18 protein-coding genes, 1 tRNA gene and 1 pseudogene are annotated in these 19,773 nt (G+C 69.1%); 10 read left to right on the top strand and 10 right to left on the bottom strand.

What is annotated here, in order from left to right; genetic code table 11:
* Positions 1-52 precede the first annotated feature (52 nt).
* Positions 53-583: a YbhB/YbcL family Raf kinase inhibitor-like protein gene (locus LCL87_RS19055; protein ID WP_225022530.1), complete on the bottom strand. Its 531-nt coding sequence runs from the start codon at positions 581-583 to the stop codon at positions 53-55.
* Between the two features lie 20 nt (positions 584-603).
* A complete protein-coding gene (locus LCL87_RS19050) occupies positions 604-1,959 on the bottom strand; it encodes a M20/M25/M40 family metallo-hydrolase (RefSeq protein ID WP_225022528.1) in 1,356 nt (451 codons plus the stop codon).
* Between the two features lie 208 nt (positions 1,960-2,167).
* Here LCL87_RS19050 and LCL87_RS19045 point away from each other — a divergent pair.
* Positions 2,168-2,253, top strand: a tRNA-Leu gene (locus tag LCL87_RS19045).
* Positions 2,254-2,354: 101 nt separating this feature from the next.
* Here the strand turns inward: LCL87_RS19045 and LCL87_RS19040 are convergent.
* Positions 2,355-3,518, bottom strand: coding sequence for a S8 family serine peptidase (locus LCL87_RS19040; RefSeq protein WP_225022526.1), 1,164 nt, complete (start codon positions 3,516-3,518; stop codon positions 2,355-2,357).
* Between the two features lie 260 nt (positions 3,519-3,778).
* Here LCL87_RS19040 and LCL87_RS19035 point away from each other — a divergent pair, with 260 nt between their 5' ends.
* From LCL87_RS19035 to LCL87_RS19020, 4 genes and pseudogenes are all read left to right on the top strand, one after another.
* Positions 3,779-5,233: an SDR family oxidoreductase gene (locus LCL87_RS19035; RefSeq protein WP_225022524.1), complete on the top strand. Its 1,455-nt coding sequence runs from the start codon at positions 3,779-3,781 to the stop codon at positions 5,231-5,233.
* 91 nt (positions 5,234-5,324) lie between these two features.
* On the top strand, positions 5,325-5,720 hold the full coding sequence (locus tag LCL87_RS19030; RefSeq protein WP_225022523.1) for a universal stress protein: 396 nt from the start codon (positions 5,325-5,327) through the stop codon (positions 5,718-5,720).
* A gap of 57 nt (positions 5,721-5,777) precedes the next feature.
* Positions 5,778-6,156 (top strand): annotated as a pseudogene (locus LCL87_RS19025) (DUF2784 domain-containing protein).
* Positions 6,157-6,197: 41 nt separating this feature from the next.
* Positions 6,198-7,448: a saccharopine dehydrogenase NADP-binding domain-containing protein gene (locus tag LCL87_RS19020; RefSeq protein ID WP_225022521.1), complete on the top strand. Its 1,251-nt coding sequence runs from the start codon at positions 6,198-6,200 to the stop codon at positions 7,446-7,448.
* Positions 7,449-7,451: 3 nt separating this feature from the next.
* On the opposite strand, the gene LCL87_RS19015 is transcribed toward LCL87_RS19020, so the two are convergent.
* Together LCL87_RS19015 and LCL87_RS19010 are read right to left on the bottom strand one after the other, a co-directional pair.
* Positions 7,452-8,321, bottom strand: coding sequence for a class II glutamine amidotransferase (locus LCL87_RS19015; RefSeq protein ID WP_225022519.1), 870 nt, complete (start codon positions 8,319-8,321; stop codon positions 7,452-7,454).
* An 81-nt stretch (positions 8,322-8,402) separates the two neighbouring features.
* Entirely contained in the window at positions 8,403-8,930 is a 528-nt protein-coding gene (locus LCL87_RS19010) for a DinB family protein (RefSeq protein WP_225022517.1), read from the bottom strand.
* 148 nt (positions 8,931-9,078) lie between these two features.
* On the opposite strand from LCL87_RS19010, the gene LCL87_RS19005 reads away from it, so the two are divergent.
* A complete protein-coding gene (locus LCL87_RS19005; protein ID WP_225022515.1) occupies positions 9,079-10,341 on the top strand; it encodes a CoA transferase in 1,263 nt (420 codons plus the stop codon).
* Here LCL87_RS19005 and LCL87_RS19000 read toward each other — a convergent pair.
* A complete protein-coding gene (locus LCL87_RS19000; protein WP_225022513.1) occupies positions 10,293-11,003 on the bottom strand; it encodes a lysoplasmalogenase in 711 nt (236 codons plus the stop codon). The two genes, LCL87_RS19005 and LCL87_RS19000, sit on opposite strands and share 49 nt — an antisense overlap.
* Positions 11,004-11,067: 64 nt before the next feature.
* Between LCL87_RS19000 and LCL87_RS18995 the strand changes: the two genes are divergently transcribed.
* From LCL87_RS18995 to LCL87_RS18985, 3 genes are all read left to right on the top strand, one after another.
* Positions 11,068-11,547 (top strand): OsmC family protein, encoded by a 480-nt coding sequence (locus LCL87_RS18995; RefSeq protein WP_225022511.1) that lies wholly within the window; start codon positions 11,068-11,070, stop codon positions 11,545-11,547.
* Positions 11,544-12,587, top strand: a complete 1,044-nt coding sequence (locus LCL87_RS18990; RefSeq protein WP_225022509.1) for a nucleoside hydrolase — start codon at positions 11,544-11,546, stop codon at positions 12,585-12,587. The genes LCL87_RS18995 and LCL87_RS18990 overlap by 4 nt, the downstream gene beginning before the upstream one ends.
* Positions 12,588-12,700: 113 nt before the next feature.
* Positions 12,701-13,378, top strand: coding sequence for a ScbR family autoregulator-binding transcription factor (locus LCL87_RS18985; RefSeq protein ID WP_225022505.1), 678 nt, complete (start codon positions 12,701-12,703; stop codon positions 13,376-13,378).
* Between the two features lie 46 nt (positions 13,379-13,424).
* Here LCL87_RS18985 and LCL87_RS18980 read toward each other — a convergent pair whose 3' ends face one another.
* Positions 13,425-13,934 carry an SRPBCC family protein gene (locus LCL87_RS18980; protein WP_225022503.1) on the bottom strand — a complete coding sequence of 170 codons (510 nt, stop codon included), beginning with the start codon at positions 13,932-13,934 and terminating at the stop codon, positions 13,425-13,427.
* 86 nt (positions 13,935-14,020) lie between these two features.
* On the opposite strand from LCL87_RS18980, the gene LCL87_RS18975 reads away from it, so the two are divergent.
* Complete coding sequence (locus LCL87_RS18975; RefSeq protein ID WP_225022501.1) at positions 14,021-14,458, top strand: VOC family protein; 438 nt, start codon at positions 14,021-14,023, stop codon at positions 14,456-14,458.
* A 74-nt stretch (positions 14,459-14,532) separates the two neighbouring features.
* Here LCL87_RS18975 and meaB read toward each other — a convergent pair whose 3' ends face one another.
* From meaB to mutA, 3 genes are read right to left on the bottom strand one after another with little or no spacing between them, the layout of a single operon-like run.
* Positions 14,533-15,534 carry a methylmalonyl Co-A mutase-associated GTPase MeaB gene (meaB, locus tag LCL87_RS18970; RefSeq protein ID WP_225022492.1) on the bottom strand — a complete coding sequence of 334 codons (1,002 nt, stop codon included), beginning with the start codon at positions 15,532-15,534 and terminating at the stop codon, positions 14,533-14,535.
* Complete coding sequence (gene scpA, locus LCL87_RS18965; protein ID WP_225022490.1) at positions 15,521-17,782, bottom strand: methylmalonyl-CoA mutase; 2,262 nt, start codon at positions 17,780-17,782, stop codon at positions 15,521-15,523. Before scpA ends, meaB begins: the two co-directional genes overlap by 14 nt.
* A complete protein-coding gene (gene mutA / locus LCL87_RS18960; protein ID WP_225022488.1) occupies positions 17,779-19,692 on the bottom strand; it encodes a methylmalonyl-CoA mutase small subunit in 1,914 nt (637 codons plus the stop codon). Before mutA ends, scpA begins: the two co-directional genes overlap by 4 nt.
* Positions 19,693-19,773: the final 81 nt, after the last annotated feature.

Raw genomic sequence — 19,773 nt, 5'->3', positions numbered from 1 at the left:
GAACACTGACGACGGCCCGCCACGACTGTGGCGGGCCGTCGTGCGTCGTGGCCTACTTCTGTTCGTACGTGCCGGTGACGACCGCCCGCGCGATCGCGTGCGAGAACAGGTTGAAGCCGAGGAACGCGGGTTTCGAGTCGGGGGTGACGTCGAGTTCCTCGACGTCCACGGCGTGCACCGCGAACATGTAGCGGTGCGGGCCGTGTCCTTTCGGCGGGCACGCGCCCAGGTACCGCGCGAGGCCGCCGTCGTTCTCCAGCGTCACGGCACCCGCGGGTAGCCCCGAGCCGTTCTCGTCACCGGCATCGGCGGCCAGCGACGTCGTGGTGGCGGGGATGTTCGCGACGGCCCAGTGCCAGAATCCGGACGCCGTCGGTGCGTCCGGGTCGAACATCGTGACCGCGAAACTCTTGGTCTCGGGAGGGAACCCCGACCACGACAGCTGCGGTGAGATGTCGTGGCCGCCGGCCCCGAAGATCCCGCTCACCTGATCGTTCTTCAGCGGCGCACCGTCCGTCACGTCGGCGGAGGTCAGCGTGAAGGACGGCAGGTCGGGAAGTCCGTCGTACGGGTTGTGAGCCATGTGGGATTCCTCTCTCTCGGTCAGCTGTGCATCAGGAAATGCTCCATGACGCGGGTGCCGAAGCGCAGGGCGTCGACGGGAACCCGCTCGTCCACACCGTGGAACAGCGCCGCGAAGTCCAGATCCGGCGGCAGCCGCAGCGGTGCGAAGCCGAAGCAGCGAATCCCGATCCGCGCGAAGGCCTTTGCGTCGGTGCCGGCGGACAGCATGTACGGGACGGTGCGGCCGTTCGGGTCGTGCGCGAGGATGGCGTCGTTCATCGCGTCGACGAGGTCACCGTCGAACGTCGTCTCGTACGAGTCGAGCTTGGTGATCCATTCCCGGGTCACATTCGGCCCGATCAGCTCGTCCACCTCCCGCTCGAACGCCGCCTGCCGCCCCGGCAGCACCCGGCAGTCGAAGACCGCCTCGGCGGTCTGCGGGATGACGTTGGCCTTGTAGCCGGCCTTGAGCATGGTCGGGTTCGCGGTGTCGCGGAGGGTGGCCCCGATGATCCGGGCGATGCTGCCCAGCTTCGCGAGGGTGCCGTCGATGTCCGGCGAGTTCGGGTCGAACTCGACTCCGGTCTCCTCCCCGAGGACGGTGAGGAACTCGGCGACCGAATCCGACATCACCAGCGGGAAGGTGTGGTTGCCGAGCCGGGACACCGCGTCCGCGAGGATCGTCACCGCGTTGTCCTCGTGCAGGAACGACCCGTGGCCCGCGGTGGCCTTGGCGGTCAGCCGCATCCACCCGAGGCCCTTCTCGGCCGTCTCGACGAGATACAGACGCTTTTCCGTGCCGTCTGCGCGCGGGACGGTCAGCGAGAAGCCACCGACCTCACCCACCGCCTCGGTGACGCCCTCGAACAGATCCGGCCGATGGTCGACGAGCCACTGGCATCCGTACTTGCCGCCGGCCTCCTCGTCCGCGACGAACGCGAACAGGATGTCGCGCGGGGGCACCGTGCCCTCGGCCTTGAACTGCCGCGCGAGCGCCAGCATCATGCCGCACATGTCCTTCATGTCGACCGCGCCGCGGCCCCACACGTAGCCGTCCTCGACGGCACCCGAGAACGGGTGCACGCTCCAGTCGGCCGGTTCGGCCGGCACGACGTCGAGGTGACCGTGCATCATCAGCGTCCCCCGCGCGGGGTCCGCGCCCCGCAGGCGGGCGAAGACGTTGCCTCGGCCCGGAGCACCGGATTCGACATACTCGGTCTCGTAACCAACCTCCTCGAGCCGCTCCTGCACCCACAGGGCGCACTCCCGCTCCCCCTTGGTCGTCTCGAGTTCGCCGGTGTTCGAGGTGTCGAACCGGATCAGGGAACTGACGAGGTCGACGACCTCGGATTCGGCGCGGCCCGGGGACCCCTCCGAGGACCGATCCGACGTCACTGCTTCTCCATTTGCTGCCACTCCCCTTTCCTACCACCGTCGTGCGCCCCGTCGACGAACCGACAAGCACACACATATGCCGCAAAAACCCCCTCTGACCAGCCGATTTTGGACCTGGCGCAATATCGGATAATCTTTCCAGGCACCCGGAGAACGGGGGCAAGAGAAAAACAACTGAAGGCCCCGCGAACAGGCGGGAAAACAACGAGTCCGAGTGGCGGAATGGCAGACGCGCTAGCTTGAGGTGCTAGTGTCCTATTAACGGACGTGGGGGTTCAAGTCCCCCCTCGGACACTCTGAGTTGAGACAGACGGCGAAGGCCCCGGTTCATTGAACCGGGGCCTTCGCCGTTCCGTCCTCGGGACCCTCGGCTCACCCCTCAGTGCCTTAGTGCCTCAGTGCCGCATCGCCTCCATCCGCAGATCCGCACGATTCGCCTGGGACAGTTCGCGGACCGCGAGATCCTTGGCACACACCAGCAGCGAGCCCAGCGCGCTCACGCGCGGGAACGTCAATTCGGTGTGATTGACGTTGTCGTGGTCGTCCGCACCGTCGTAGACGACGGTCGATCCCCGCGCCAGCCACCGCTTCACGTCCGTCACCGCCGGCAGATGCCCCATCGTCCGCAGATAGAACGACTGCAGCAACGCCACCACGCCCAGCACCACGGGCGTCGCCTGGCTCGCGCCGTACTGGATCGACTCACCGGTGTCGTTGAGGATGCCCGACGACGTGATGGGTGAACCCGGCGCGAACGTGTCGGTCGCGCACGGACCGCCGATCGTCCGGTGCAGCCGCTGCGTGAACGGGGTCAGCCTGTCGGAATCCGACGCGAAGGCCTTGGCGCCGTCCCGGTACCGGAAGCTGCCCTCGTCGGCGTCGTACACGGCGCCGACGCTGATCGTCTGCCGGAAGATCGCGGGGTAGCACATGCCCTGCATGCCACCGTGCGCGTAATAGTCGTTGCCTGCCGCCGTGCAGCAGCACACGCCCTCGTCCGTCAGTTCCTGCAGCAGCGCGCCGATCGCGTCGCCCGGCATGTCGGTGTCGGTGGTCCGGTTGTCGGCCGCACCGGTGGCCAGGCACAGCGCCGAGATCCCCAGCGACGACCGGCGATCCAGCAGCCAGCGGAGTGCGTCACGGATGTCGGCGAATCGTCCGGTGCCGTCGTTCGAGAGCACCTTGAGCGGCACGATCCGCGCGTTCGGCGCGATGCCGGTGTGAATCCGTCCCGCACACGCGATGCCGCCGACGGACGTGCCGTGGCCGTGGCCGTCGGTCACCTCCGACGGGTCGCCGCCGTAGTCGGACGTGAAGTTGCGGCCCGGAACCACCCGTCCCGCGAAGTCGACGTGCGTCGACCGCAGGCCCGTGTCCAGCACTGCGACCGTCACGCCGGATCCCGACACGTTGAAGTCGCGGCGCGCCTCGGGCGCACGCACCAGCAGGTCCACCTCGGTCAGCTCCGGGAGAAACGGCCCCTCCTTCTGGAGCGGAGCCTCGACCGGGACGACGGCCTCACCGTGCAGCGACTCGAAGGTGCCGACGACGGTGCCCATGGGCGATCGGTCTCTCCCGGGTTGTCCGGAGGAACCGTTCGACTCGTTCATTGTCCTCACCCTCCTCGAGTGTCATATCTCGAGCGGGAGGCTGCCCCGGGGGCAGTCCCCCTGGTATCTCAAATGCTCCTCCGACGGGGGCGCCGTGTCACCAGCCCGGCGACCGCGAATCGCCGGTCCGGGACTCGGTAGAATGTCCGGTCGGCCCACCCGCACGGGCATCCGGCCACCGCACGAGATCAGGACTGAGCTACAAACCGATGGCACAACCGTTGACGAGTATCGATCCCGCCGACCTCGACGTCTGCCTGCGGGTGCTGTCGGAGGCATCCGCGCTCGACGCCGACCACCCCGACTCCGTCACGCTGCAGCGTGCCGTCGGAAACTTGTTCAAGAAGCTCAAGCGCAAGCGCCGGAACGAGACGCGTGACGCGGTGTCCGAGGCCGATCGCGCGGTGGTTGCGGCCACCGCGACCGGATCGCCCGACCGTATCGACGACGAGACCGCGGGCATTCTCCTGACGTCGAACACCGCCGGCGCCTCCGCGGGCACGCTCATCCGCCCGCGGCCGTGCTACATCTGCAAGCAGCGGTACACCCAGGTGGACGCCTTCTACCACCAGCTGTGCCCGGACTGCGCGGCGAGCAGCCACGCGAAGCGGGACCAGAGCACGGATCTCACCGGCCGGCGGGCCCTGCTCACCGGTGGCCGCGCCAAGATCGGCATGTACATCGCGTTGCGCCTGCTCCGCGACGGCGCGCACCTGACGATCACCACCCGCTTCCCGAACGACGCCATCCGGCGGTTCAAGGCGATGGAGGACAGCGCCGACTGGATCCACCGTCTGCGGGTGGTCGGCATCGATCTGCGTGATCCCGCGCAGGTCGTCGCACTCGCCGATTCCGTTGCGGCGCAGGGTCCCCTGGACATCCTCATCAACAACGCCGCGCAGACGGTGCGCCGCTCCCCCGGCGCCTACAGTGCGCTCGCGGACGCCGAGACGGGTCCGCTGCCGGCCGGCGAGCTGCCCGACGTCGTGACGTTCGGCAAGACCAGCGAGGCGCACCCGGCCGCCCTGGCCGGATCGCTGTCCACGGCGGCCCTGGCGGCGTCCTCGAACCTGACCGCCGACGAGGTGAGCTCGCTCGCCCTCGTCGCCGGCTCCGCGACCCCGGCCCGGATCGAGCAGGGTGTGGCGATCGACGCCGGCGGCCTGCTGCCCGATCTCGCGCACTCCAACAGCTGGGTGCAGACGGTCGGCGAGGTCGACCCGATCGAGCTGCTCGAGGTGCAGCTGTGCAACTCGGTTGCACCGTTCATCCTCGTCTCCCGCCTCCGCCCGTCGATGGCGGCGGCCGCGGCCCGGCGCAAGTACGTGGTGAACGTGTCCGCGATGGAGGGCCAGTTCAGCCGCGCCTACAAGGGGCCCGGCCACCCGCACACCAACATGGCGAAGGCCGCCCTGAACATGCTGACCCGCACGAGCGCCAAGGAGATGCTCGACGACGGCATCCTCATGACGGCCGTCGACACCGGCTGGATCACCGACGAGCGGCCGCACTACACCAAGCTGCGCCTGGCCGACGAGGGCTTCCACGCCCCGCTCGATCTGGTGGACGGCGCGGCCCGCGTCTACGACCCGATCGTGCAGGGCGAGGCGGGCGTCGACCTCTACGGGTGCTTCCTCAAGGATTTCCAGCCGTCACCCTGGTGACCCGGTAGAGCGACGTGTGCCACACCCGGTTTCCGCCGCGGAGCGGGGATACTGGGTTGGCGTACCGATCACTCCCCGCCCTGGAGGCTTGATGGCGATTGCCGTTGCACACAGCGACAGCCCGGAAGGCCGTGTGGCCATGGTGTACGCCGCGCGGGAGGCGATGCAGCGCCGCGAGCAACTGCTGGTGTTGCAGGTGCTCGACGACGCGGGCACCGACACCGACCTCGAGGCCGTGCGGGCGGAGGTGCAGAACGTGCTCGACAGTGGCGGCGTCGGTGGTTCCCCGTGGGAACTGCGAACGTCGGAGCACAGCGGCGACCGCGTCGGTGCTCTCGTCGACCTCGTCACCGACTGCGGCGCGGGACTCTTCGTGGCGGGCAGCAAACGGATGTCGCCGATCGGCAAGTTCCTGCTCGAACGGTCGCTGCAGCGCATCCTACTCGAGGTCGACGTTCCGGTGCTGGTAGTCAAGGAACCGCAGTAGCCTGGGTCCAGGCCCCACGCCCGAAGATCCGTCCCGACTCGCCGGGGAGGTGGCACGGTGCCGTATCGGATTCTCGTGGACGCCACGGTGCTCGTTCACCTGGCGTTCCTCGGCTACGTCGTGGTGGGCGGGTTCCTCGCGTGGCGCTGGCGGCGGACCATTTTGGTTGCACGTCGCGGCCGTCCTGTGGGGGTTCAGCACGGTACTGGTCGGGATCGACTGCCCGCTGACGCACCTCGAGAACTGGGCCCGCGAGAAGGCCGGCGAGCAGCAACTCCCGTCGGAGGGCTTCATCGCGCACTACCTGACGGGTGTGATCTATCCGACGAACGCCGTCGACCTGGTCCGCGCGCTCGTCGCCGCGTGTGTGCTGGCGTCGTGGATCGGGTTCGTGCTGCTCCGGCACCACGATTCCCGGCGCAGCGCCCCGGTGTGACATACCTCGCACGAATTCTTACCCGCTAGTAGGGTCGTCGTATGACCTCCGAACAGCGCACGCGCACGCTCGACGTCGTCGTCTACGGCGCCACCGGCTTCGTCGGCCGCCTGGTGGCCGAGTACCTGGCGAACCACGCCCCGGCCGGCACCCGCATCGGCCTGGCGGGCCGCTCGATCGACCGCCTCGAGCGGATCCGCGCGGGACTCGGTCCGGCAGCCGCGCAGTGGCCCCTTCTGCGGGCGGACGCGAACGACGAGCAGTCGCTGCGGGACCTCGCCGCCGCGACGCACGTCGTCGCGACGACCGTCGGCCCGTACGCCAAGTACGGTCTGCCGCTCGTCGGTGCGTGCGCGGAAGCAGGCACCGACTACGTCGATCTCACCGGGGAGACACCGTTCACGCGGGAGAGCATCGACCGCTTCCACGACACGGCCGTCGCGAGCGGGGCGCGCATCGTGCACTCGTGCGGGTTCGACTCGATTCCGTCGGACCTCGGCGTGCACGTCCTGCACCGGCAGGTCCAGGCGGACGGCGCGGGCGATCTCACCGACACGACGCTGGTGGTGACGTCGGTCCGCGGCGGCATCAGCGGCGGCACGATCGATTCGCTGCGCACCCAACTCGACGTCACCAAGCGCGACGCCGACATGCGCCGGATCACGGTGTCGCCGTACTCGCTCAGCCCGGATCGCGCGGCCGAGCCGGACCTCGGACGCCAACCCGACATGGCGCTCGTCCGCGGGTCGGACATCGCGCCTGGGCTGTCCGGTTGGAAGGCGCCGTTCTTCATGGGGCTCCCCAACTCGCGCGTGGTCCGCCGGTCCAACGCACTGTCCGGCTACGCATACGGCAAGCAGTTTCGCTACCGCGAGGTGATGAACGTCGGGTCGTCGTTCGCGTCCCCGGTCATCGCCGGCGGGATCGCCGCGGGCATGGGGGCTCTCGTCGCGGGACTGCTGTTCCCGCCGACACGCTGGCTGCTCGATCGGGTGCTGCCCAAGCCGGGCGACGGGCCCAACGAGAAGGCACGTCGCAACGGTCACTTCACGATCGACCTGTACGGAAACACCACGTCGGGCGCGCGCTACACGGCCCGGGTGGCGGCGCAGGGCGATCCCGGGTATGCGGCGACGGCCGTCATGTTCGGCGAGTCGGCGCTCGCGCTCGCGCTGCAGCGCGGCGACCTGCCCGACCGGGCCGGTGTCCTCACCCCCGCGATCGCGATGGGCGACGTCCTGACGGACCGTCTGCGCGCCGCGGGCGTCGAGATCCGGGCCCGACGCGCCTGACCGTCAGTCCCCGCTCTGCGACGACGCGGCCCGCGCCGACAGGTCCGCGAGGGTGAGCCGATACTTCGGCGCGCTCTCGCGGATCATGGTCCGGGTCACTTCCTGGTTCGGTCCCACGTGGAGCAGCTCGCCCGGACACAGCGACTCCCAGTCGGGGTCCTCGTCCATCTGCTCGGTCGCGACCACGACCGCCGGCAACGTCGCGAGTGCGCTCGACCGCGCCCTCACGGTGCCGGCCGCGCTGGAGTGATCGAGGTGCCGGCGCCCGCTGGGTCCGCCCGCTCGGCGTCGCAGCACCATCAGGTCGTCGGTGTCGGGGTAGCGGAACGCCCACATCTGGTCCGCCTCGGTCAGGACGAAATTGATCGAGAGCATCCGGAGGTTGTCGGCGATCCAGCCGACGGCGCCCGCGATTCCGGCGGCCACGTCACCGTCGTTCTCGTCGATGTGCCGGGTGATCAGTGCGAAGTACCGCTCGGAGTCGGTGTCCCCCTGCACCAGATCGCGGTAGTCGCCGAGTTCCGCCTCGAGCGCCGGCAGGTCCTCGATCACCCCGTTGTGCGCGAACAGTCTGCCCTTCTGCTCGAACGGGTGCGTGTCGGCGAGATTGTTCGCGCCGGTGGTCGCGTAGCGCACGTGCGCGACGAACGTGGTGGACTCGCGCTCCTTGGCCTCCCACGCGAACCGGCTGTCCTCGTAGGCGGCGACGGGCTGCTTCTCCAGACGCGGCGTTCCGTCCTCGGCGAACGTGCCCAGCCCGGTGCCGTCCGGCATCCGCCGGCTCTGCTGCGCGAGGCTGTCCTGCGCGTCGAGCAACCAGAAGGTGGCGTGCACCCGGTGCGGGGCCGCGGACATTCCGAACAGTCGACACATGGTCGTCGTCCTCCTCACGTCGAGGCCGGTCTCGGACCAGTATGACCGCGCGCACCCACCCGGGGTGCGGGTTCGCCGACGTCAGAACTCCATGCCGGCGTCGGCCCCCATCTGCATCGTCGTGTTCGCGCCGTCCAGCGACTCGCGGATGATGTCCGCGTGACCCGAATGGTGCGAGGTCTCGCGCAGGACATGCAGCAGTACCCGGCGTGCGGTCCACCACTCGCGTTCCGGAGCCCACGGCGCGGTCGGCAGCGGGACGAGCAGATCGAGGTCGTCGAGCGACGCGACCACCCGCGCCGTCTCCTCCGCAGTCTCGCGGTAGTCGTCGAGCAGGCCGGCGAGCGTCTCGCCGTCGGCCATGTAGTAGGTCCCCATCGCGCTCTCCATGTCGAACTCGGCCGTCTCGTCCCGCTCGAGGATCTTCCGGACCCAGTCCCGTTCGGTGTGGGTGACATGCTTGACCAAGCCGCCGAGCGTCAGATCGCTGACGGTGGAACGCGTCCTGGCCTGCTCGTCGTCGATCCCGCGGACGGTGATCAGGAAGTTGTGACGCTGGTCGTCGAGCAGCGCGAGGATGTCGGCGCGTTCGCTGGTGATGTCGCTCATGGTGTTTCGCCCTTCGATCGGAGTGGGTCGATCTCGATGGGAACGACGTTACGAACAATTGCGGACAATTTCGGTCCTCAATCGAATGAAGTCCGGAAAGTCGCGTGTCCGGGGTGGGACAGGCACCGCCGGTTCTACCCTCGACGACGTGACTCCCCCGACGCACGCCTACCTCGCGGCACGGCTGCCCGCGTACGACCTCGCCGCCCTCGCGGTGTCCGCGTTCACCACGGCCGCCGACAGGGTGCGGGCGGCCTCGGGACTCGCGCCGCACGCGGCGACTCTCGATCCGGAGCGGATCGCGGCCTCGTTCGCCGGTGACAGGATGTTTCGCCGCGACGGCGAACCGGTCGCGGGGTTCGCAGAGCTGTCGGGATTCTTCGACGCCGCGGACGGCTGGATCCGCACCCACGCCAACTACCCGCATCACCGTGCGCGCCTGACGCACGCCCTCGGACTGCCCGACGACTGCTCACGGGGCGAGTTCGCCCGCCGCGTCGCGACCCTGCCCGCCGCAGACGTCGAGGAGCGGGCGGCCGCGAACAACGCGATCGCGGTCCGCGTCCGCACCGAGCAGGAGTGGGCGTCGAGCGGTCCCGGCGTGGCGGCGGCGTCGGGCAATCTCGTGGCCGTCCGCACCCGGACCGACCGATTGACCCGCCGCCTCACGGGCACCGCGTCGGAGCCGCTGGCCGGCGTGCGGGTGCTCGACCTGACCCGCGTGATCGCCGGGCCGGTCGCGTCGCGCGCGCTCGCACTCCTCGGCGCCGACGTGCTGCGGATCGACCCACCGAATCTGCCCGAGATCGAATGGCAGCATCTCGAGAACGGACAGGGGAAACGGTCGGCGCTGCTCGACCTGCGCCACGCCCGCGGGCTCGAACAGTTCCGGGATCTGCTGTCCCGCGCGGACATCCTGCTCACCGGCTATCGGCCGGGCGCCCTCGAGGGCCTGATCGGTGACTCCGCCGAACAGCGTCCCGGCCTGATCCACGGCCGGGTCTGTGCGTGGGGACACCACGGGCCCTGGGCCCGTCGGCGCGGCTTCGACAGCATCGTCCAGGCCGCGTCGGGCATCGCGCTGATCGAGGGCGACGGGCGGCCCGGCGTCCTGCCCGCGCAGGTCCTCGACCACGCGTCCGGTTACCTGCTGGCGTCCGGGGTGCTCGACGCCTTGGCCCGCCGCCACGACGACGGCTTCGGACGCGAGGTCGACGTCGCCCTCGCCCGGACCGCCGCGTGGCTGCTCGACGCACCGGGTCGGCGACCTTCCCCACCGGCCGCGGCCGTTCCGGGGCCCACCACCGCCGTCACGCACGACGGGATCACCACGGCACGACCGCCGTTCGCCGAGTACGCGGACTACCCCTTCCCGGCGAGAGCCTGGGGCACGGACGCGCCGGCGTGGTGATCGCGATCCGTCGCGAGCACGCCCAGCACGATCAGCACCTGCGCGACGATGTAGGTGGACATGATCCAGAACCCCTCGGCCGGGGGCTCGAACCAGTCCGCGAACGCGCCGAGGGCGATCATGCCGTCCGACACCAGGAACAACCCGCCGCCGATCGCGGCGGTGCGCCCGAGCCCGGCGGACAGCACCGCCATGACCCCGAGCGCGGTGCCGTAGATCAGCGCGGGGACGAGCAGTGCCCCGGCGCCCGGAGCGCACGCGACGACGAGCAGCACGACCGCGACCACGTAGACGGCGACCAGCCGGGCGTGCCGTCGGATCACGCCGTCCCTGTTGTACGGCGCGAACGCGACGATGTACGTCACCTGAGCCAACAGGAAGAAGCCCACCATCAGCAGGAAGGACGTGTCACCGTCGGCCAGGTCCGGGGCGGTGTCACCGAGCCACGAGAAGCCCAGCGCGACAAGGACGAGGGTCACCAGCCGACCGCGCGGCACCGATGTCGAGAGCCACACGATCGCCGCCAGCACCGGCATGAGGAACCACTGCGTGACGTTTGCGGTCTCGTCTGCGTCGGCCAGTTGGGCCGCGAGGTGTGCCACCGCGAGGAGCGCGAAAACCGTCCACACGACCCGAACCGGAAGGCTCCGCTGCGAATTCATCGTCACATGGTAGGGCCCGGACGCCCTGACACCATCGAACCGGCGTTTGAGCCATGATGCTTGCATGGCCGACCACACCTACGCCCTCGACATCGAGTGGACCGGGAACCGAGGTTCCGGAACGACCGGATACCGCGAGTACGACCGCGACCACACGGTGTCCGCCCCCGGAAAGCCGACACTGCACGGCAGCGCGGATCCCGCCTTCCGAGGCGTGCCGGAAGCGTGGAATCCGGAGGAACTGCTGGTGGCCGCGCTGTCCCAGTGCCACATGCTCTGGTATCTCGCGCTGGCCGCGAAGGCGGGAATCGTCGTGACCGGGTACACCGACCGCCCCACCGGCCGGATGGAGATGAATCCGGATGGATCCGGTCAGTTCACGGAGGTGATGCTGACCCCACAGATCACGGTCACCGAAACATCCATGGTCGCGGATGCCGAACGTCTCCATGCCCAGGCGCACGACATGTGCTTCATCGCTCGCTCGGTCAACTTCGTCGTCGGACACCGTGCCACCGTGGCGGTCGAGGCGGGTGCGCGGTGAACGAACGCACCCCGCTGATCGTCGACGTCGACACCGGGATCGACGACTCGATCGCACTGCTGTACCTGCTCGCGCGCGAGGACGCGGAGATCGTCGCGATCCTCTCGACTGCCGGCAACGTTCCGACCGCCCAGGTCGCCGCCAACAATCTGGCCTGGCTGGAACTGTGCGGGCGCACCGACATCGAGGTCGCGGTCGGCGCCGACGGCCCCCTGTCCGCCCCGCTGCGCACCACCGAGGACACCCACGGGCCGCAGGGCATCGGCTACGCCACCCTGCCCACCCCCGGGCTCCGACCGTCGGCACGTTCGGCGGCCGAGGCCTGGGTGGAGCTGACCCGCGAGCGGCCCGGTGAACTCGTCGGCCTCGTGACCGGTCCACTGACGAATCTGGCGCTCGCGATCCGCCGGGATCCCGAACTCCCCCAGCGGCTCCGGGGTCTCGTCGTGATGGGCGGCGCCTTCGAATATCCGGGCAACACGACGCCGGTCGCGGAGTGGAACATCTCCGTCGACCCCGAGGCCGCCGCCGAGGTGTTCGCCGCGTTCTCCGCCGTCCCACCCGAACGGGCGCCGATCGTCTGCGGGTTGAATCTGACCGAACGCATCGTCCTCACACCGGATCATGTTCGACGGTTCGCGGAACTGGCCGGCAGCACCCCGGCCGAGGACATCGGGGCGACCGATCCGCCCGGGGCCCGGTCCGCGGCGTCGAACCTCCTGGTACGCCACGTCTCCGACGCGGTTCGCTTCTACTTCGAGTTCCATCGCGACCACGCGCAGGGATTCATCGCGCACCTGCACGACCCCTTCGCGGCGGCGGTCGCCCTCGATCCGTCGATCGCCACGTACCGAACCGCCACGGTCGACGTCGAGACCGAGGGCCGGATCACGCGGGGGCAGACGGTCGCCGATTGGCACGGACTGTGGGGAAGATCACTCAATGCCCGAATTGCGTGGAATACCGATGAGTCCGTTTTTCTCGAGGACCTGATCACCCGCTTGGCCGCCCTCGCGCGGCCGTTCGGGGGGCGTTCGTAGCGAACCGACCGGTAGCTCGACACTGGTACCGTTTCGTCGATCTGGATGAGCGTCCAGTCGGCATCCCGGCTGCGGTCAACCAGGTTGTTCAGTCGGGAAAAAAGGCGGTACACGTGGCACGACAGGCACGCGCCGTGGCAACACGGCAACAGATCATCACCGGTGCAGCTCGCATGTTCGAGCAATCCGGGTTCGAGGGAGCGAGCCTAGGCGACATCGTCGACGGTTCAGGAACCACCAAGGGCGCTCTCTACTTCCACTTCCGTTCGAAGGACGAGCTGGCACGCGTCGTCATCGAGGAGCAACACCGCACCTCGATCGAATCGGTCCACTCGGTCGCTGCAACCGGCGCAAGCCCGCTGCGGCAACTCGTGATGCTGTGTCACGAGATGGCGCGCCAGATCATTCACGATCCGGTCGTGCGCGCCGGAATGCGTCTCACGCTCGAGTTCAGCGGTTCGAGCGAACCTGCGCAGCCGTACGTCGAGTGGATCGAGAGCGCGCAGACGGTCGTCGAGCAGGGCATCGAGCAGGGCGAGATCGCGGACACCGTCGATCCGGCGTCCCTCGCACGGTTCGTGATCGGGTCGTTCACCGGCGTCCAACTGGTATCGCAGGTCCTCACGCTGCGCGCCGACATCGAGCAGCGCGTCGACGACATGTGGGAGTACCTGCTTCCGGCGATCGCCACCACCGATGATGCGGCGGAACTGTCGGACATCCGCGCGGCGCGGTGGACCCCGCCCGTCGACTCCGATGCCGCGGCAACCGATTCGGCGCCTGAGGCCTGAAACCGTTCAGTCCTGTCGCCGCGCCCGGGAACCCTCGGGTGCGGCGTCAGGACGCCGCATGCCTGCCGGGAGCGCGCCAACCACCCTCGGCGACGAGTTTCACCCGGTGCAGGTACGACTCGATACCTACGTGATAGTGCTCGAGATACGTCGGCACGTATTCGGCGTGGGCCGCCGGGACCGTGAACACCGACCGCTGTTCGAGCCGGGTCCCTCCTGGTGTGTCAGCGAGCAAGTAAGTCAGTCGAGCCGCATCATCTGCGTCACCGATCTGCCTCGTCATGGCGTATTCGCCGGAAACTTCATCGACAACCTCGATGGCACCGACGTGTTCACGTCCGTCGACCCTACTGATGAAAACCTGGATCTCGCCGACGCCTTCCGGAGTTCCCGGTGCACGGAACGACCGCACCACCGACGGATCGAGAAGCATCGAACTCTCGGCCGGTTTGATCAGGTCCCAAACCTGTCGCCGCGGAATCGCGATCTCCACAGATGACGAAACCTGCAGCACTTGATCTTTGGGCACCTGAGCCCGCTCGAACCATTTGCCCACGCGGCGATTGTGCACCACAGGACACTCGATTCGACCGCTTTCGGCCGATTTGTGCAGGCCGCGGGAATCGGTGCCAGACTCCTCGCATGGACCAACACATCCACTTCGTGACGCTCGCGACGCCGGATCTCGATGCGGCCCGTGCGTTCTACTGCGGCGGGCTGGGGTGGGAGGCGCTGCTCGACGTACCCGGGGAGATCATCTTCTTCCAGACCGCACCGGGCACGGTGCTGGGACTGTTCGACGCCGAGAAGTTCCGTGAGGACATCGGGCGCCCCGGGACACACGTCGCGACATCGGGAATCACGTTCTCGCACAATGTCTCCGATGCCGCGGCCGTCGATGCCCTCGTCGCCGCCGCGATACGGGCCGGCGCATCGCTGATCAAGCATCCACAGCGGGCCGCGTTCGGCGGCTATCACGGGCACTTCGCCGACCCGAACGGCGTGATCTGGGAGATCTGCCACAACCCGGGCTGGAGCGTCGACGCCGACGGGCGGGTACGGCTGAGCACCGACATGTGAGAGCGAAACGACGAGGGCCCCACACCATCGCATGGTGCGGGGCCCTCGTCGTCGTTGACGACTGCAGGACAGCGCTATTCGGCGCCGTCGAACGCCTCGAGGATCCGGTGCGCCGCGAGGGCCGCGGTGAGCGACCCCTCACGAACCTGGTCCTCGACCTCGCCGCGGATCTTCTTCACCCGCTCGTTCGAGTCGAGTCGGCGCAACAGCTGGTCGTGGATCATCGACCACGTCCAGTCGACCTGCTGCTTCTGCCGCTTGCGTTCGAGTTCACCGGCGTCGCCTAGGACCTTGCGGTGCCGGAGCACCTCGTCCCAGAACTTGTCGACCCCGATGTTCTCGAGTGCACTCATCGTGAGCACCGGCGGCTTCCACAGCGCGTCGTGCGGGTAGATCAGCCGCAGCGCACCGGCCAGTTCACGAGCAGCGACCCGAGCCTCGGTCTCGTGCTTGCCGTCGGCCTTGTTGACGGTGACGATGTCGGCGAGCTCCAGGACGCCCTTCTTGATGCCCTGCAGCTGGTCACCGGTGCGGGCGAGCGTGAGGAACGTGAACGTGTCCACCATGTTGGCGACCGTCACCTCCGACTGCCCCACACCGACCGTCTCCACGAGGATCACGTCGTAGCCGGCGGCCTCGAGCAGCACCATCGTCTCGCGGGTCGCCTTCGCGACACCGCCCAGCGTCCCCGACGTCGGGGACGGCCGGATGAACGCGTTCGGCTCCACCGACAGGTTCTGCATCCGGGTCTTGTCGCCGAGGATCGACCCACCGGTGCGGGTCGACGACGGGTCGACGGCAAGGACGGCGACCTTGTGTCCCAACGAGATCAGGTGCATCCCGAGGGCCTCGATGGTCGTCGACTTGCCGACGCCGGGGACACCCGTGATGCCTACCCGGATCGCGTTTCCGGCGTGCGGGAGCAGGCGCAGCAGCAACTGCTGCGCCTGCTCCCGGTGATCGGCCCGGGTGGACTCGACGAGGGTGATGGCCTTGGACACATCACTTCGCCGGCCCTCCAGGACCGCGTCACCGAGCGCAGCCAGATCGAGCGGCGGACGGTTAGTCGGCGGCAATCGGATCGTGTCCCAACTGCTCCGACAACTTCTGCAGCAGACCGATCGCCGCGTCCGCGAGAACCGTGCCGGGCGGGAAGATCGCCGCGGCACCGGCCTGGTACAGCTCCTCGAAGTCGCCCGGCGGGATGACGCCACCGACCACGACCATGATGTCGGGGCGACCCGCCGCGGCGAGCGCCTCCCGCAGCGCCGGCACCAGCGTGAGGTGACCAGCAGCGAGGGAGGACACACCGACGATGTGGACGTCGGCGTCGGCCGCCTGCTGGGCGACCTCCTCGGGGGTCTGGAACAGCGGTCCCACGTCGACGTCGAAGCCGAGGTCGGCGAAGCCGGTGGAGATCACCTTCTGGCCGCGGTCGTGACCGTCCTGGCCCATCTTCGCGACGAGGATGCGGGGACGACGTCCCTCCTCCTCGGCGAACTTCTCGACGAGTGCGATGGCGTTCGAGATGTTGCTCACCTTTCCGGCCTCGTCCCGGTACACACCACTGATGGTGCGGATCTCGGCCTGGTGGCGCCCGTAGACCTTCTCGAGCGCGTCGGAGATCTCGCCGCCGGTCGCCTTGGCGCGGGCCGCGTCGATGGCGAGGGCGAGCAGGTTGTTCTCCATGCCGCCCTCGGTGGAGGCGGCGGCGCGGGTGAGCTCGGCGAGCGCGGCCTGGGTGGCGGCCTCGTCGCGCTCGGCGCGCAGCTGCTGCAGCTTCGCGATCTGCTCGGCGCGCACCTTGGTGTTGTCGACCTTGAGCACCTCGATGCTGTCCGGCTCGTCCGGCACGTACTTGTTGACGCCGATCAGCGGCTGCCGGCCGGAGTCGATACGGGCCTGGGTGCGGGCCGCGGCCTCCTCGATGCGGAGCTTCGGGATGCCCTCACCGATGGCCTGCGCCATGCCGCCGGCCTCCTCGACCTCGGCGATGTGCGCGCGGGCACGGTTCGCGAGCTCGTTGGTGAGCCACTCGACGTAGTGCGAGCCACCCCACGGGTCGATCGGACGGACCGTGTTCGACTCCTGCTGGATCAGCAGCTGGGTGTTGCGGGCGATGCGAGCCGAGAAGTCGGTCGGCAGTGCGATCGCCTCGTCGAGCGCGTTGGTGTGCAGCGACTGGGTGTGGCCCTGCGTCGCCGCCATCGCCTCGACACACGTGCGGCCGACGTTGTTGAACACGTCCTGCGCGGTGAGCGACCAGCCCGACGTCTGCGAGTGGGTACGCAGCGACAGCGACTTGGAGTTCTTCGGGGCGAACTTCTCGACCAGCTCGGCCCACAGCAGACGCCCGGCGCGGAGCTTGGCGACCTCCATGAAGAAGTTCATGCCGATCGCCCAGAAGAACGACAGACGCGGCGCGAACTTGTCGATGTCCATGCCCGCGTCGAGACCGGCGCGGATGTACTCGATGCCGTCGGCGAGCGTGTAGGCCAGCTCCAGGTCGGCGGTCGCACCGGCCTCCTGGATGTGGTAGCCCGAGATGGAGATCGAGTTGAACTTCGGCATCTTCGCCGACGTGTACGCGAAGATGTCGGAGATGATCCGCATCGACGGCTTCGGCGGGTAGATGTAGGTGTTGCGGACCATGAACTCCTTCAGAATGTCGTTCTGAATGGTTCCGGCCAGCTGCTCGGGAGCGACACCCTGCTCCTCGGCCGCCACGACGTACAGCGCCAGGATCGGCAGCACCGCGCCGTTCATGGTCATCGACACCGACACCTGCGACAGGTCGATGCCGTCGAACAGCTGACGCATGTCGAGGATCGAGTCGATCGCGACACCGGCCATGCCGACGTCACCCTGCACGCGCGGGTGATCGGAGTCGTAGCCGCGGTGCGTCGCGAGGTCGAACGCGACCGACAGGCCCTTCTGACCCGACGCGAGGTTGCGGCGGTAGAACGCGTTGGACTCGGCGGCGGTGGAGAAGCCCGCGTACTGGCGGATGGTCCACGGCTGGTTGACGTACATCGTCGGGTACGGGCCACGCAGGAACGGGGCCGCGCCCGGGTAGCTGCCCAGCGGGTAGCCGTCGGCCTCGGCGGCGTCCCGGTCGGCCTTGGTGTAGACCGGCTTGACGTCGATGCCCTCGGGCGTCGACCACACGACCTGCTCGGCGGTGTAGCCGTTCGCGGTCGCGAGGTTCTCGACCAGTGCCTCGGCCTGCGCCGCGGTGGGAGCGGCCGGCTGCGGGAACTCCGGGTCCGTCAACGCGACGTCGGCAAAGTTGCCGATGAGGTGCTTGACCTCGTTCGTTGTCACTTGATGCTCCCAGTTTCGATTGCGCCGAGCAGTTCGGTCAGAGCCGCGACTGCATCGATGCGAGCGGTAAGGAATCCGTCGGGACGCCCGGCGCCCTCGACATCTGCGAAGACCTTCTCCGGACCGGCCAGCAGCACCTGCTCGATGCCGGCCTCGCGGAGCGCGGCAACAGCCGCGGCGCCCTGCTCGCCGTAGCGCTTGTCGGTGCCGCACAGCACCGCGATCGTCGCGCCCGACTCCTTGACGGCCGTGGCGATGCCGCCGTCCGCCGGATCCAGCTGACCCGGGTTGACGGCCTCGATGCCACCGGACGCGAGGAGGTTCGTCGCGAACGTGGTGCGCACGTTGTGCTCGGCGACGGAGCCGACCGGCGCCAGCAGCACCCGCGGGCGGGCACCGTTCGCGGCGAGGAAGGCGTCCGAGCGGTCGCGCAGCGCCTCGAAGGCGGCCGCGTAACGAGCGACGGTGACACCGGCGACGGAGGAACCGGCCTCGGCGGCACCGGCGGGCAGCGCGGCCTCACCGAGGTTCGGGAACTCGTTGATGCCCGTGACGGCGGTCCGGCGATGCGCGATATCGGCATCGCGGGCGGCCTTCGTCGCGGCGATCCGGTCGGCGACGACACCGGCAGCGAGGGCGGCGCGGTAGCCACCGGCGGCCTCGATCTGCTGGAAGAACTCCCACGCCTTCGCCGCGATCTCCTCGGTGAGCTGCTCGACGTACCACGAGCCGGCACCCGGATCGAGGACGCGGCCGAGGTGCGACTCCTCGAGCAGCAGCAGCTGGGTGTTGCGGGCGATGCGCTCGGAGAACGACTTCGAGACACCCGCGGCGCCCGCGGGCAGCGCGACGTCGAACGGCAGGACCGTCACCGAGTCGGCGCCGCCGACACCCGCACCGAACGCGGCGAGGGTGGTGCGGAGCATGTTCACCCACGGGTCACGCTGCGACATCATCGCGGCCGAGGTCACCGCGTGCTGCACGGCGCCACCGAACTCGGAGGCACCGCACACCTGCGCCACGCGGGCCCACACCTGGCGGCCGGCGCGGAACTTGGCGATGGTCTGGAACTGGTCGTCGGTCGCGGCGAGACGGAACTCGAGCTGGCCGAGGGCCTCCGAGATCGTCAGACCGCGCTCGGTGAGCGCGCGCAGGTACTCGACACCGGCAGCGATCGCCGCGCCGAGCTCCTCGGCGTCGCCGGCACCGGCGTTGTGGAAGGCGGTGCCGTCCACGGTGAGGGCGCGGACCGTCTCGGTACGGGCCGAAGCGGCCGCGGCGAGCGCGACGGCCTCGTCCAGCTCGATGCCGGCGGCACCGGAGAACGCGTCGGTCAGCGGCGCGGCGCCCAGCCCGACTCGGACCTGGGCCCGGTCGGTGACGCCGTCACCGGCTGCGGCGCGTGCATCGAGCAGCGTGTAGAGCTGCTGCGCGGCAGCCGCCACATCCGTACCGGCGTCCAGGGACAGCGGCGCCAGATCCAGCAGCACGCCGGCGAGCGCGGCGTCGAGCTCCGCGACCGGCAGGTTCTTGCCGCCGAGCGACAGCGTCAGCGCGCTCACACCGTTCTCGAGCCCGTCGAGGACCGTCCGGTTGACCGCGGCGGCGTCCTGGGCGTCCTGGCCGAAGCGGGCGCTGACGAGCCAACCGGAGTTGACGTCACGGCTCGCGTCGGCGCCACGGACGTACGGGAACTGGCCGGGCAGCGGGGCCTCGGGAAGCTCGTCGCGACCGGTGTACAGCGGCGACACGGTCACGCCGTCGTACGTGGTGGTATCGAGAAGCTTCTGCGGCTCCGGGCCCAGCTCGGCGGCGTCGACTCGACGCGACTTGGCAAGCACGCCGGCGACGGCCTGCTGCCATTCCGAGTAGGCGCGCGCGGCGTCCTCGGCTTGTGAAGCTGGTGACACGGGGCGGCTCCCTCTCACTCTCGTGCGTGATCGCTCGTGGCGAGCGGTCTTCCAATCGGACAAACAATCGGGCAAACAAAT

Source organism: Prescottella equi (genome assembly GCF_020171745.1).
Taxonomy (GTDB): Bacteria; Actinomycetota; Actinomycetes; order Mycobacteriales; family Mycobacteriaceae; genus Prescottella; species Prescottella equi_A.
The sequence above is the reverse complement of the archived record's forward strand: the minus strand, read 5'-3'. Positions and strand labels throughout refer to the sequence as shown.